The organism is Deinococcus cellulosilyticus NBRC 106333 = KACC 11606, from assembly GCF_007990775.1.
GTDB classification, from domain to species: Bacteria; Deinococcota; Deinococci; order Deinococcales; family Deinococcaceae; genus Deinococcus_C; species Deinococcus_C cellulosilyticus.
On record NZ_BJXB01000012.1, the window covers coordinates 161,967 to 176,104 of the forward strand.

General features: G+C 55.0%; 12 protein-coding genes. 2 read left to right on the top strand and 10 right to left on the bottom strand.

The window, feature by feature from the left end:
• Positions 1-18 precede the first annotated feature (18 nt).
• The 5 genes from DC3_RS14375 to DC3_RS14395 form a co-directional block, all read right to left on the bottom strand.
• Positions 19-1,842, bottom strand: a complete 1,824-nt coding sequence (locus tag DC3_RS14375; RefSeq protein ID WP_146885432.1) for an MDR family MFS transporter — start codon at positions 1,840-1,842, stop codon at positions 19-21.
• A complete protein-coding gene (locus tag DC3_RS14380) occupies positions 1,839-2,309 on the bottom strand; it encodes a MarR family winged helix-turn-helix transcriptional regulator (RefSeq protein ID WP_146885434.1) in 471 nt (156 codons plus the stop codon). The genes DC3_RS14375 and DC3_RS14380 overlap by 4 nt, the downstream gene beginning before the upstream one ends.
• 308 nt (positions 2,310-2,617) lie before the next feature.
• Positions 2,618-3,916 (bottom strand): diguanylate cyclase domain-containing protein, encoded by a 1,299-nt coding sequence (locus tag DC3_RS14385; protein WP_146885436.1) that lies wholly within the window; start codon positions 3,914-3,916, stop codon positions 2,618-2,620.
• A 245-nt stretch (positions 3,917-4,161) separates the two neighbouring features.
• Entirely contained in the window at positions 4,162-5,667 is a 1,506-nt protein-coding gene (locus tag DC3_RS14390; protein WP_146885437.1) for a caspase family protein, read from the bottom strand.
• 320 nt (positions 5,668-5,987) lie between these two features.
• Positions 5,988-7,253 (bottom strand): spherulation-specific family 4 protein, encoded by a 1,266-nt coding sequence (locus DC3_RS14395; RefSeq protein WP_146885439.1) that lies wholly within the window; start codon positions 7,251-7,253, stop codon positions 5,988-5,990.
• A gap of 348 nt (positions 7,254-7,601) precedes the next feature.
• On the opposite strand from DC3_RS14395, the gene DC3_RS14400 reads away from it, so the two are divergent.
• The gene (locus DC3_RS14400; RefSeq protein WP_146885441.1) at positions 7,602-8,396 is read left to right on the top strand and encodes a DeoR/GlpR family DNA-binding transcription regulator; all 795 of its coding nucleotides are present in this window, start codon (positions 7,602-7,604) and stop codon (positions 8,394-8,396) included.
• Positions 8,393-9,508: an N-acetylglucosamine-6-phosphate deacetylase gene (gene nagA, locus DC3_RS14405; protein ID WP_146885442.1), complete on the top strand. Its 1,116-nt coding sequence runs from the start codon at positions 8,393-8,395 to the stop codon at positions 9,506-9,508. The genes DC3_RS14400 and nagA overlap by 4 nt, the downstream gene beginning before the upstream one ends.
• Before the next feature lie 48 nt (positions 9,509-9,556).
• Here nagA and DC3_RS14410 read toward each other — a convergent pair whose 3' ends face one another.
• The 5 genes from DC3_RS14410 to DC3_RS14430 all read right to left on the bottom strand — a co-directional run bounded on the left by DC3_RS14410 (position 9,557) and on the right by DC3_RS14430 (position 13,860).
• Positions 9,557-9,898, bottom strand: coding sequence for a VOC family protein (locus DC3_RS14410; protein ID WP_146885444.1), 342 nt, complete (start codon positions 9,896-9,898; stop codon positions 9,557-9,559).
• Between the two features lie 222 nt (positions 9,899-10,120).
• Complete coding sequence (locus DC3_RS14415; RefSeq protein ID WP_146885446.1) at positions 10,121-10,606, bottom strand: MarR family winged helix-turn-helix transcriptional regulator; 486 nt, start codon at positions 10,604-10,606, stop codon at positions 10,121-10,123.
• 92 nt (positions 10,607-10,698) lie between these two features.
• Positions 10,699-11,568 carry a carbohydrate ABC transporter permease gene (locus DC3_RS14420; RefSeq protein ID WP_146885448.1) on the bottom strand — a complete coding sequence of 290 codons (870 nt, stop codon included), beginning with the start codon at positions 11,566-11,568 and terminating at the stop codon, positions 10,699-10,701.
• A 2-nt stretch (positions 11,569-11,570) separates the two neighbouring features.
• On the bottom strand, positions 11,571-12,566 hold the full coding sequence (locus DC3_RS14425; RefSeq protein WP_146885450.1) for a carbohydrate ABC transporter permease: 996 nt from the start codon (positions 12,564-12,566) through the stop codon (positions 11,571-11,573).
• Positions 12,567-12,624: 58 nt separating this feature from the next.
• Positions 12,625-13,860 carry an ABC transporter substrate-binding protein gene (locus tag DC3_RS14430; protein ID WP_146885451.1) on the bottom strand — a complete coding sequence of 412 codons (1,236 nt, stop codon included), beginning with the start codon at positions 13,858-13,860 and terminating at the stop codon, positions 12,625-12,627.
• Between the last annotated feature and the right edge of the window lie 278 nt (positions 13,861-14,138).

Below are 14,138 nucleotides of genomic sequence, written 5' to 3' on the forward strand. Positions count from 1 at the left end.
TTTTGGATCTGGTCAGGCTCAATCTGCTGCAACAGTGCGAACAGCGGTTTCACGGTTTTTGAGGGGAATCTGAGGCACAAAGAAGCTGAGGAGGAGGGCCAGCAGTGAGATGTACAGTCCGGCCCAGAACAGGTGAATGATGCTGACGGCAAAACCTTCCTTGAGCCCGGCGTTGAGTTTCACAGCCAGTTCTTTTGCCTGCTGGTCCAGGCTGGTTTTCAGCTGTGCCAGCACCTGCGTTTTCATGGCGGCTGGTGTGCGGTCGGCATTTGAAACGAGGGTTTTCAATTGCTCAGGGGTCTGAGGGTCGGCCAGCACTGCAGCCTGGGCCTTCTGGTCCCCATTCAGGGCATTTTTGATGGTGGCGTACTGCTCATCGAAAGCCTTTTTCACCTGGGCAGTCATGTCCAGATTTCCGGTGAGGGCAGCGCTGCCTTCTCCACCGAACCCGGAGAAACTCTGCCCCTGCAGTCCAGGCATGCTGGGCATGTGCTTTGGAACTTCGGTGGTGAGGGTGTTGGTGAGAACGGTTCCGAAAATGGCCACCCCGATGGTCCCACCGATCTGGCGGAAGAACTGGCTTGCAGAGGTGGCCACACCGATCTCGGTGGGTTTCACAGCATTCTGCACGGCAAGGGTGAACACGCTCTGGGCAGGTCCGAGGCCGAGGCCCAGAATCACCATTCTCCAGACCATGTCCCACTGGGTGCTGTTGACACTGACGGTGGTGAGCAGGAACAGGCCAAGCACCATGATCAGGTTGCCCACAATCAAAACAGGCAGGTACTTCTTGATGCGGGCAATGATCGTCCCGGAGATGATGGAGGAGAAAATCATCCCGAACATCAGGGGCAGCATGGTGGTCCCGGAGTTGGTGGCGGAAATCCCCAGAACCTGTTGCATGAACAGGGGAAGGAACATCAGGGCACCCATGAAGGCCATGTTGATCACAATGGAGGTGATGCTGCTCATGGTGAACACTTTGTTCCTGAAGAGGGCCAGGTGAATGATCGGCTCTTTGACCCTGGATTCGGTGATCAGAAAGAGAACCAGAGACACCAGGGACACCCCAAACAGGGAAAGGATGCGGGCAGAATCCCAGGGGTAGGCGTGCCCACCCCAGGTGAGGGCCAGCAGCAAGGGCACGAAGGTGGTGATGATCAGACCTGCACCCACATAATCGATCCGGGGTTTTTTCTCCAGGCTCATCTTCAGCAGGGGCATGTGGGTCACCAGCATGTACAGGCTGATGATGCCGATGGGGAGGTTCACATAGAAGACCCATCTCCATCCGGCAATTTCATGCCCGAGGAAGTGCATGGTCCCGTGGTCGGTCAGGAAACCCCCAATGAAAGGACCCACCACACTGGACAGTCCGAACACTGCACCAAAGAGGCCCTGAATCTTGGAGCGTTCCTCGATGGGCACGATGTCAGCGATGACCGCAAAGGCGATGGTGAAAAGGGCTGCACCACCAAGGCCCTGAATGGCCCGGAAGACCACCAGCTGGGTCATGCCGTCTCCAAGGAGGGGCAGGGTGCCAAATTCACCAGCAAGTCCGCACAGCATGCTGCCCAGCAGGAAGATGATGACCCCGATGATCATGATGGGTTTGCGTCCATAAAGGTCAGAGAGTTTTCCGTAAATGGGAACCATGACGGTGCTGGAGAGCATGTAGGCTGTGGTGACCCAGGAGTAGAGTTCCAGGCCTTTGAGCTGCTCGATGATGCGGGGCATCGCGGTGGAGACGATGGTCTGGTCGAGAGCGCCCAGCAGCATCACCACCATGATGGAGCCCAGAATCAGGTTGCGTTCTCTGGGTGTGATCGTGATCTGTGTCATGCGTTTTCCTTTTCCTGAGGGGTTCTTTCTTTTTCGTAGATGGAATCGAGCAGTTTGCGCATCAGGGAGATGAAGGTGGAAAGCTCGTCTTCGGTGAGGCCACTGACCAGCGGGTGCACCGTGTTGTAGATGGTCTTTTGCACCTGCAGCCTCTTTTCCTCCCCTTCCGGGTTGATGGTCAGGATGGTGCGGCGGGAGTCTTTCGGGTCGATCTCGCGGGAAATGGTGCCAATCTGCATCAGGCGGTCAATGGAACGGCTGACCATGTCTCTGGGAATGCGCAGCCGGTCTGCAATCTCGCTGGGATAACGGGCACCATGGTGGATTTCCCGGGCAATGATCAGGTCTTTGAGCTGCAGGTTGTGTTCCTGCTCCAGACGCTGGGTCATGCGGCTTCCTAAAGCCTGGCCCAGTTCCTGATGGGTTTTGAGAAAATCGAAAAGCTGGGGGATCGGTGCATCCTGCATGTGATTGTTATAGCAGATAATTGCATCGTCCAACTATATGCACATGCAACTAAGCCATTGTGCTGAATTCAGGCTGAATGACCTGCACTCAGCGACAGGCTGCAGAAAAAACCCAGAGCTGGTTTTCAGGGATGTCAGGTCCATGGTTGATCCTCCTTGAACCTGCACAGTATGCAGCATTCCAGAAAAAACCAATGTGAGACGCAAGACGGCACCCGGAAATGGATTGTGCTATGGTGAAGACAGGAAGGCTGGGGACCTGTGCAGGTCCCCAGCCCTTTTGCTTTTCCAGCAAACCTCTCCTCAACTCATCCCATGCGGAAATTGAAGCGTCCGGCCTGCTTGACCTCGTACATCAGGCTGTCTGCCCGCTTGAGCAGGGCATCCACCGACTCCCCTGCAATCGCCCGGGTGATGCCTATGCTGACCCCGATGTGAATGTGGTTCTCCTCAATGTGAAAGGGCTCTCGCATGACTTTGAGGATGCGGTCGGCAATCTGGGTGAGCATGTCATCGGAAACATCTCCCCCCAGAATCACCGTGAATTCATCCCCGGCCAGACGGTACACCCGGTCCTGGGTGCGCACTGCGTGTTTGAGGCGCTGGGCCACTTCCTTGAGGACTTCATCTCCGGCCTGGTGACCATGGGTGTCATTGACCTGTTTGAAGTGGTCCAGGTCCAGAAAAGCCACGGCAAAAGGCCCAGAACGAAAACGACTGCGCAGGTAGGCATAAAAAGCATGTCTGTTCTCGGCAGCAGTCACCTGATCTTTGAAAGCAATGTCCTGCAGGTACAGCTGGTATTCCACATGGTCTGTGATGTCTTCAAACACCAGAAGCGTGCGATCTTTGCGCTGCATGGGGATGCGGGTCAACTGGAACCATCCCTGCCCCACCCAGCGGGAGTACACGGGTTCTTCCCGGCTGCTGGACACCTTGCTGTCCTTTTTGAGGGCTTTCCAGTTGAAGGTTTCTCCCTGCTGCCAGAGCACCCCGGTGATGCGTTCTGCTGCAGGGTTCAGCCCAATGATCTTCTCCCGATCATCGAGCAGCACGTAACCACTTGGAGAGTGGGCCATGATGGTCTGCAGGTCTTCATTGACCTGTTCGAATTCTGCCCTCAGCAAGCGCTGTTCCAGTTCACTGATCACCCGCGCAGAGAAGCGCTGCATGATGTCAATGTCGCGTGCTGTGAACTGGTGAGGCTCCTTGCAGATGCCCACAATGGCTCCCAGGCGGTAGCCATCTGGAGTTGCAAGGGGAACCCCCAGAAAAGACTGCACTCCGGGAACCTTTGCAGGAAGGGGAAGACGGTACCGGTCTGGATTTTGCACATCAGACACAGACACCGGCTGTCCAAACTGCAGCACATAATCACAGAGGATCACCAGTTGTTCGGCCTTCCCTTCTGGCAGGTGGGCACACACCCGGAACCATTCCCGGTTGTGGTTCATGAAGCTGATCACCACCCCACGCAGATTTAAAATGACGGCAAGATCTTCAGCAATTTTGTTGAATACCGCTTCATCCAGCGTGTCCAGGATGGAAAAACTGAACAGTCGGTCAATGCGTTGTTCTTGGGTGATGGTGTAGTGGGAGGGGCGCACAATATACTCCAGAGGAATTGATTTTCTACATGGTAGGGGAATTTGCAACAAGAAGAGTGAAAGAATTGTTGTAAGGGTAAACCCCGGGGTTTACAAAGCAGAGATGAAATTCTAACCGCCTTCAAATACAGAAATCAGCTTAACTTCAGCCAAAATTCAGGCTCCTTTCAAGAAGGGCATCTGCACAAAACAGATCCTCTTGGCGGAGGATCTGTTTTGTGCAGAATATTAGCAAGCCAGCTGTGTTATCGGGTGGTGATCAATTCAAGTTCAGCTGCCCCATAATAATGCGAAGGCCCCTGATTTGCGGGAATTGTGGATGTGTTGGTGGTTGGAGGGTTTGTGGTTGTGGTGGTTGTGTTGCTGGTGGAAGGCGACACCACAGGTGCTGAAACCCCGATGGCCCGTGCCACAGCAGTGGACAGTGCGGGTGTGTCCTGTTCGGTCATCACCTTGAAAAGACCGGTCAGGTTGCCCACGTTTTCGGTGAGGAGGTTCAGGGGCTGACTGGTGACCAGGGCCAGCACACGGCTCTTGCCCACAGGCTCAATGGCTGTGAAGTCAAAGTTGCCATATCGCAATCCAGGAAGCGTGATCACCTCGTTGGCCCGAATCTGGTTTTTGTCGTTGTAGGTGTTGGGGAACACCACCACCAGATTCCCATTGGGGTCCAGTTCAATGATGTTCAGGTAACCGGCCTTGCTGCTGCGCACTTTGAAAGAGATGCGCTCACCGAGCTTGTAGGAAGGCTGACTGGCCTGTGCTTCCACCTTGAACTGGGTTTTGTTGACCAGTTGCTGGAAAAGCTCAGATGGGCTGCTGGCATTCTGGACGGTGGCAGGAGGGGTCACCGCCGGAGCAGGGTCGGCGTCACCAAAGGCATAGAAATCACTGTTCAGCCACTTTTCGGGACCCGAGAGTTGGGGGGTGTGGGCCCTGGATCTGGCCCGCTGTTTGATCCAGTCCACCGCATAATTCCTTAAAGCCTCAAAGCTGATGGGTTTGGGCAGGGTGGAAAGGCCGTTGTAAACCGCCTGGGTGAAGGCACTGCCCTCCCCTTTTCTGAGGGCTCCGAGGGCCACCTGGTTTTCTGCAGCCGCAGAAAATTCAATGTAATTCTGGGTGTTCACAGCCTTGCTGGCATCCAGTGCGCCATCGTCCAGGGAGAATTCCTTGTTGCTTGCAATACCACACCCGGTGCTGGCCTTGTCCCAGAATTTGGTGTCTGCATCCACACCATCATCAATGTCAAAAAGGCTCTTGGTGACGGTGCCACTGAAGCAGGAATCAAACATCACCAGGATTTCCCTGGCCTTGACCTGCTGCAAGATGGTCTGGATCTCATCGTCGAGGATGACATTCAGATCGTAGGGCACAATGGACTCGTCACAGCCATCGGATTCATCACCGCTGCGGTCATTGACCTGGGCACCGTGACCGGAGTAATAGAAGATCACCCTGTCGTTGGGACCCACCCCTTCGGTGAGCCAGGTGCGCATCTGACTCAGGATGTTGGCACGGGTGGCCTGGCGGTCCAGCAACACATGCACCTGATCGGGAGTGAAACCGATCTGCCCAATCACCTCCTGGATCAGCTTCACATCGGTCTCTGGACCGCGCAGGTTGGCTTTGGGGTCCTTGTATTCGGCAAGTCCCACCAGAAGTGCCCGGTTTTCTGCGTAAGACATGCTGCTGAGGCCAAGACAGGCAAGCAGGCCCAGGGCTTTGATGGATGCGGATTTGAGATTCATGGGTGCCTCCTCAGGCAGATGCCTGTGTGGTTGAATGCTTGATCTTCTGGTCTTCCAGCTGTGGACTTGCCTTCATTAAACCAGAAAGGGCTGTCCGAAACCTGACAGGTAAAGTTTTCAGGTCCTGGTCTGAGCAGCCTGAACTGGAGCTGATTACGGGAAACACCCGGAGATGGTTCCTCATCAACATGAAGGTCACTCAGCCCTGTCTCAGATCATGCACAATTTTCAGGCCTGAAGGGCACGTTTTGATCACAACCACTGCAAAACATCAAAAACCAGCACCAGCTGAGCAGGTGCTGGAAACAAAAACCTCCAGATCACTGAAAGTAAAACTTCTGGGTGCCCGCTCCGCTATAAGGCCATGCACTGAGCCATGCTCCTGCACTGTTGCTGTTCACCGTGAGGGCATGTCCATTTGACTTCGAGGTGAAGTACACCAGACCTGCGCTTTCCTGCAAGGCAAACAGTTGACGGTCTCCCTGGGTGCAACTGCCCCAGTTCACGGTGTTGGCATTGTTAGAAGAGATGTACAGGCAGTTGCTGCCATATTTCAGCTGGTAAAAATGACCGGACACGTTCTGGTAGGTCAGTGTCCATGCGCTCACACTGCTGCAGGATTGCTGGTCCACCACGCTTCCTGTGCCCCTCAGGCAAAGCTGGCTGGAGGAATTCACCAGTTTTTTGCTGAGGTTGCCCCAGTTGACCCCACCTCCACCGCCTGTGGTGGTTCCACCATGCAGGACCTGGGTTTCGCGGGTCCAGTAAACGGGAAGGCTGCCCCAGGTGTTCTCTCCGGCCTGCCAGTTGCCCCCGATGTTGGTGATGTAGCCGTAATCGGCATTGCGGTTTTTGATGTCCTCGGCGACCCGCTCCATGTCGGTCTGGGTGGGAACGGAGTGGACCAGATGCCACACCAGTGCCCCTCTGGCATGGGCCGCGTTTGTGGCGTTGATGATGTTCTGGGCCTGGGCTGCGTAAGCATTCATGTCGCTTTCAAACAGCACTGCAATCTCGTCAGCATTTACCGCGCTGGTCACGCAAGTGTCGGCAATCCCTGCATTGAAGGCAATCAGAGCACCACTGCGGTACTTGTTGACGATGTTCCTGAGCTGCTGGTATTCATTCACGAAGGCACTGCAGCTCCAGTTGCTGGGGGCGGCCTCATCAAAGAAAATCCCTTTCAGGTTGGGCATCTGCTGGAAGTAGGCCTGCACCTGCGCTTCAATTCTGGCCCAGGTCTGGCACACCCCGATCTGGTTGCAGCCGTGGTTGAAGTAACCTGTCGGGACATAACCCAGCATTTTGACACCTCTGGCGTTCTGGGTGTCCACGATTCCCTTAAAGGTGCTGACATTGTTGACAGGGGTGGTGGTCTGCCCCTGAAAGATGCCATTTTCAGGGTTGATCAGGGCGAGGCCATTGGTGGGCAACTGGTTGTAGAGGCTGCTGTCGGTGCCCCAGTAGCTGATCACGCCAATTCTGGACTCCAGACGCTGCTGCTGAACGTCTGGAGACTGAGGGCTCTGGCTGCTGGAGCAGGCCACCAGCAAGGTGAGGGCGGAAGCAAAAGTCCATTTCTGCATAAATCCTCCTGTTTGCTGCAAGCATGAAGGGTGCAGCACCTTTTGAGAAAGTGCAACTGGGATGCAAGGGGAATTGTCAGGCCCTTCCACTGTAAATGGAATTTTAATCAAAGTCAATCAACTGATTGATCATAATTGATTTATGATTGTTTTTGCCTTCCAGGTTCCTCAGGCCTTGCAGAAAGTCCATCGAAGAAAGTCATGTCATCAGGCCTGAAAAAACCATGTAAAGCTCTGGGGGCGCTCAAAAACCTCTTCGTTTTGCATCAAAAATCGATCAATCTTTGATTGACTTTGATCAGAGAACCTCCTATGCTGGAACCAACTGCCCCCGTCGAGGTTCTCAAAATGCTAGAAATTCGCCTGAAAAAAATCCAGCAGTACCTGTACTCCCATGGCACGGCCACCGTGCAGGAGCTCGCGGATCACACTGGAGCCAGTGTTGCCACCATCCGGCGCGATCTGGTCAAGATGGAAGAAGATGGCCTGATCAGTCGCACTTACGGCGGAGCCACCCTCACCAGTGAAAATGGGGTGGAAATTGCCTTCCAGGTGCGTGAGCACCAGTACCTGAAAGAAAAGCGCGCCATTGCAGAAGCTGCCTACGCCCACCTGAAAAGCGGCATGACGGTGTTCCTGGATGCTGGAACCACCGTGCTGCAAATGGCCAGAATCATCAAGATGCAGCCCCTTCCCCTCTTTGTGATCACCAACGGCATCAGTGTGGCCCAGGAACTGATCGGGGTGAGCGAGGTCAAGGTGATGCTGCTTGGCGGCCAGATCCGGCCCGAGAACCTCTCCAACGTTGGCCCTTACGCCGAGCGCATGCTGGAGAACTTCTGGTTTGACCTGCTTTTCCTGGGCACCAGTGCGGTGCGACTGGACCATGGGCTGTTCACACTTGATGCCGCAGAGGCTTCGCTCAATTTCAAGATGCTGGAACGGGCCGGAGAGAAAGTGCTGCTGGCAGATTCCAGCAAATTCAACCGCAGTGCCCCTTACCGGGTGGCGGAACTCTCGGCCCTGACCCGCATCATCACCGACCACCACCTGCCAGATGATCTGGCCCGTCGCATCACCGACCAGGGTGTGGCCCTGGAACGGGCAAGCAGCACTGTGCCACAGGTGGGAGAAATCGGGTGAAACACAGCCTCACTGGACAGGTGCTCACCGCACAGGGACTGAAAACAGGCACCCTCCATTTTGACCAGCAGGTGCTGGGCTTTGAAGAACAGGAACTGCAAGGACCCCAGAACCTGATTCTGCCCGGGTTCATTGATGTGCATGTGCATGGTGGGGGTGGATTTGATGTGATGGACGGCCTGGAAGGCATTCGGGGCATGGCCAGATATCATGCAAGACATGGAACCACCTCACTGCTTGCCACCACCATGACAGGGCCCTGGGATCAGGTGGTGGAGGTGCTCAGGGACATCAAACAGGCCAGTCAAACCCAGGAGCCAGACTGTGCCCAGGTGCTCGGCGCCCATCTGGAAGGCCCCTTCATCTCAAAACACCGTCTGGGCGCACAACCGGATTTCACCCTGGAGCCCACGCCTGAGCGAGTCAGTGAGGCTCTGAGTGCTGGAAACATCCGGGTGGTCACCCTGGCACCAGAAGTTCCCCACGCTGCAGGGGGCATCAGGCAATTTGTGGATGCAGGTGTGAGGGTGAGCATCGGTCACACTGCAGGAAATGAACAGGATGCCCTGCAAGCCGTTGAGCTTGGAGCCAGCAGTTGCACCCACACTTTTAATGCCACCGGAGGCCTGACGGGTCGGGAACCCGGAGTGCTGGGAGTGGTCCTGACCAGTGAAATGGTGCATGCAGAGGTGATTCTGGACTTCCATCACGTGCATCCTCTGAGCTTCAAACTGCTGACTTTGCTCAAGCCCGACAGAACTTTGCTCATCACCGACGCCATGCGTGCTGCAGGCTTACAAGACGGCATTTACGATCTGGGAGGCCAGGAGGTCACCGTGCAAGGTGGGGTCACCCGCACCCTCTCAGGCTCTCTGGCAGGCAGTGTGCTGACCATGGATCAGGCTTTCAGGAATGCTGTGCAGTGTGGTCTCTCTGTTGAGGAGGCATCCAGACTGGCCTCTCTGAATCCTGCAAAGTATCTGGGGCTGGAAAAGAAAGGCATGCTGGAACAGGGCTGGGATGCAGACCTGGTGGTTCTGGGGCCTGATCTGGAGGTGCATCAGGTGTTTGTGGGTGGAACACAGGTCAAGCAGGAAATCCAGCCTGTTTAGTGGTCGAGATCAAAAGAGGAAGCCCAGGGCTTCCTCTTTCTCGCAACATCAATGCAGAACTTCCACCAGAAAACCTCCAGGACAGCGGTAATAAAAAGTCCAGGAGCCGTGGAGTTTCCGTGGGGATTCTGCCTCGAGACCATCACGGATCATCTGCTGGTGGATTTCATTGACTTTTTCTTCACTGGGCTGAATGAACCCGATGTGGAAACCCTCAGGATACTGGGCACCTTTGCTCTTGAAGATGCCCATGACCATGCCATTGTCATCGGTCAGAAAGGACATGTGGTCATTGGGTTTTCCCATGGTCTTCATTTCAAAATATTTCTGCAGAAAATCTCTGGTGCCAGCCACATCATCAACAAGCAGGGTCAAATGATTCAATCTCATGGAATGTCCTTTCACGGGTGGATCAACCACCCTCGGGAGGGGACGAATGCGCAATGATTTGACAGTGTCCTGTCAACATTCAGCTTATGCTTTTGACAGCATGCTGTCAATTTAGGCTGGATAGCTTAAGGGAAGTTCACATTCTACAGTTCACAGTGAGACTGGCCGCCATGCAGAAGCCAGCATGTTGACTGGAACCAGCAGCAGATCAGCAACCTGCAGTCACTCCTGTTGCACAGAACAACACAACAGACGTTTCTCCAGTTGCACAAGCAAATGTCCCAGGGTTTTGAGAGCATCAACATCCAGGTCTTTTGCCACTTCATTGGCCCACTGGATCTGCGCAGCCTCTATTTGCTGCAAGACAGCTTTACCCTGGTCAGTCAGCACCAGCAATTTTGCACGCTTGTGGCAGGGGTTGTCCTGGTATTCAGCGAGGCCTTCTTGCTCCAGAACATCTGCCACACGTTGTACACTCTGGCGGGTGAGGCCCATTCTGCGGGCAATGGTCGCCACCGAACTTCCCTCCTCACCCATGGCTCCCAGAACCTGCCATCTGGCTGTGCTCTGTCCGGTGGGACGGGTGATCTTCTCCCCTGCCTCGCCGATCAGGCCGTGCAGTCGAAAGATTTGCACCACCACCTGACTGAATGTTTCAGCGGCAGGGGTGCGGGGCACTTCAGGAGGGGAGGCAGCATCAGCAGACATGACAGCATTCTGTCATCTTTCAGAGGAACAAATCAATGCAGCAGGAAAGGGGTTGCCTGCTGCACCTGTGATCGCCTGGACATGCCAGAGGATCAGCCCTTGACTGCTCCCGAAGTCAGATTGGACACAAACTGGCGAGAAGTGAAGACGAAGAGAATCAAGAGGGGCACAGTGGCAATGGCCGTACCGAGCAGCAAGGCTCCCCACTCCACATTGCTGACCCCCTGAAGGCTACGCAACACCAGGGGAAGGGTGAAGGTTTCCTGTTCCCGCAGCATCACCAGGGCGTTGGAGAAGCTGTTCCAGGAGAAAATAAAGGTGGTGAGGCCCAGGGTGGCCATCACGGGGCCAAGCAGGGGAAGCACCACGTTCCAGTAGATGCGGAATTCACTGCAACCGTCAATGCGGGCGGCTTCCATCAGCTCTTTGGGAATCGAGGAAACGATGTACTGGCGCATCAGGAAGATCCCGAAGGCGTTGGCTGCACCAGGGAAGTACAGGGCGATGGGTTTTCCGACCCAGCCGATCTGCTGCATGATCAGGTAGTAAGGGACGAGGCCCAGCAGACTGGGAATCAACACGGTGCCAAGCAGCAGGCTGAACATCACGCTCTTGCCCTTAAATTCGTACATGGCAAACGCATATCCGCCCAGCGAGCAGAAGAACAGGGTGAAAATCACCGACATGATGGAGATGTAGGTGCTGTTCCAGAAGGCACGCCAGAAGTTGGTCTGCTCCAGCAGGATCTGGTAATTCAGGGGACTGGCATCCCCAAACCACATGTGAACAGGCATGGAGAACACCTGTCCCTTGTCATAGGTGGCCAGCACAAACATGAAAAACAAAGGGGCCAGGGTCAGGAGGGCCAGAACCGTCAGGCCCAGGTGCAACAGGATCTTGCCTCCCAGTTGTTTCTGCCTCAGGGTGGAGTTTTTTGCAGGAGGGGTCAGGGAAACGGTCATGGTCAGGCCTCCGAAGGATCTGCTGTGCGCCGAAACACCGCGTTGGTGATCAGGGTGATGAGCAGCACAATGACGAAAAGAACCCATGAGGTGGCTGCTGCCGCCCCCATGTCCTGGTTTGGGCCGAAGGCATTGTTGTAGAGGTACAGGCCAATGGTCTGGGCAGAGTACTCCTCGCCTCCTGAGGGTGGACCAGAGAAGAGAATGAACACTTCATCAAAGAGGTTGAGGTTTCCGACAACTGTGCCAATGGTGGTGAAATAGGCAATCGGACGCAGGAGGGGCAGGGTGATGTGCCAGAACTGTTGCCAGCGGGTGGCACCATCCACCTGAGCAGCCTCGTAGATGTCATTGCTGATGGTCTGCAGTCCAGTGAGGTACAGCACCGTGTTGTAACCAAAATAGCGCCAGAAGATCAGCAGACACACCAGTGGTTTGGTGTATTCCTTCTCGAAGAGCCACTGGATGTAACCTTCACCCGTTTGGTCTGGAATCAAGGGGTCAAACAGGACAAAATTGTTGAGCCACAAAAGGAGTTGATTCACCGCTCCGTTACGTTCACTGAACAGCACAGTGGTGACCAGGGCAATGGCCACCGTAGAAGTGACAAATGGCACCAGGAATGCTGCAGTGAAAAAATGCTTGAACCTCCCCACCTGGGTGTGCAACACGTAAGCAAGGGGAATGGCAACGAGGTGCTGGGGAAGACCGGAAACGATGGCAATCCAGAAGGTGTTTTTCAGCACGGTGGCAAACAGGGGATCGGTCAGCACGTACTGAAAGTTGGACCAGAGGGGTTTGACCCAGTGCATGGTCGAGAGCCCGGAAGCAGAGTCCCACTGACTGAAGGCCAGCAACAGGGAAAACACAATGGGAAAGAGGCCAAAAACGGCGAACAGCACAAAAAAAGGGCTGACGAAGAGGTAAGGTGCTGCTTGCTTCTGCAGGTGAGACCAGTTCCAGTTGCGGGTCTGTGGTTGTTTGGTGGTGGTGGTCATGGGTGTTCCTCTGGGAAGACGGCTGGAGGGGCATGTCCCTCCAGCCGATCATGTGGGGTCAGTTGCCGCGATTGACGCGACGTTCGACCAGGGCCTGGGCTTCATCAAGCGCGGTTTTCACATCCACACCGCTGTTCAGCACCCTGGTGATGGCCGTACCAAGGGCATCGTTGGCAACACTGTCATAGCGGTTGGCATCAAAGGGTCGGGTGTTGTTGGCAGCTCGCACCCACATGGGCCGGACCACCTGCCCCCCCAGGAAATCCACAGGCTTGCGGAACAGGGCGTCGTTCTGGGCGGCTTTCAGGGCAGGCAGGGCGGTGATGGCTTTGAAGCTGTTCAGCTGCACGTCCTTGTTGAGGCCGTAGAACCTGATGAAATCCCAGGCCAGGGCTTTTTGCTTGCTCTGTTTGGGAATCGCCAGGAACGTCCCGCCCCAGGTGGCGTAACTCTTTTCCGGCAGGTCCACAGCACGCCATTTTCCTGCGGTGCCAGGAATCAGGGCCCGCATGGTGCCTTCAAACCATGCTCCGAAAGGCTGGGTGGCAAGCATTCCTTTGTTCAGGGCATCCGTCCAGTCGGGCGTAAACTGGGTGAGGTTGGCGTCCAGTTTGGAATCGCGGGCCATCTTGGCAAGTTGCAGGGCTTTCACAAAACGTGGACTGTTGAGCATGGGCTGCCCTTTGGCATCGAAGAAGAGGCTTTCACCTTCCCCGATGTTGGCGCGGATGTAGGCCAGAGCAATGAAGTTGGCATGCAACAGCAAGTAAGCGCCGGTTTTTTCTTTGATTTTCTTGCCTGCGTCGATGTAGCTCTCCCAGCTTTTCGACAACTGGGCGGGGGTCACACCAGCTTTCTTGAGAATGTCGTCACGGTAAAAAAGGGTGCCAGGGGCGATGTCCACAGGGAACACATACAAGCCGCCATCTGCATTGGTGGCCTGTGCCCAGGCGTAACCGGTGACCAGTTTCTGGTATTGCTTGGCATTGTAGGGGGCCTTGCCCAGGTCTTCGAGACCACCGGACTCACCGAAACGGGCCACAAATCCAATCTCCACGCAATCCACATCCCCTGCGCCATTGCCAGTGGCAAGTGCAGTGGTCAGGGCGTTGTGATGGTCGGGGTAAGCCAGGGTGTTGATTCTGATGTCCACATCGGGGTGCTGCTTTTTCCACATGGGAATCGCAGCTTCAATGGACCGGTTCACATCGGGATAACAGTTGACCGTCAGGGTGGCCGCCTGGGAGAGAGAACCAAGAGAGAGCAGAACGATGAGACTGAGGGCTTTTTTCATATTTTCCTCCACTTTGTTCCAGGGGAACAAGAAATGAACATGTTTTGAGAGAGAGATCACAATTTTGAATTGCGATTTCTTGAATCAGCCAGAAAATTCCCGCCTGTGTCGGATTACTTCCTGAAAATTGTTTCAGAATTTGACAACGTTTTCATCATCATCCCGAAAAAGGCCATGGGTGGGTGCTTAAACGTCCAGCCTCTGTGGAGATCCAGAGGGTGGACTCGCGAATCAGCAGTCTGGGAGCAGGTTGACATAGGGTGTAAGGCCTGTTTTTC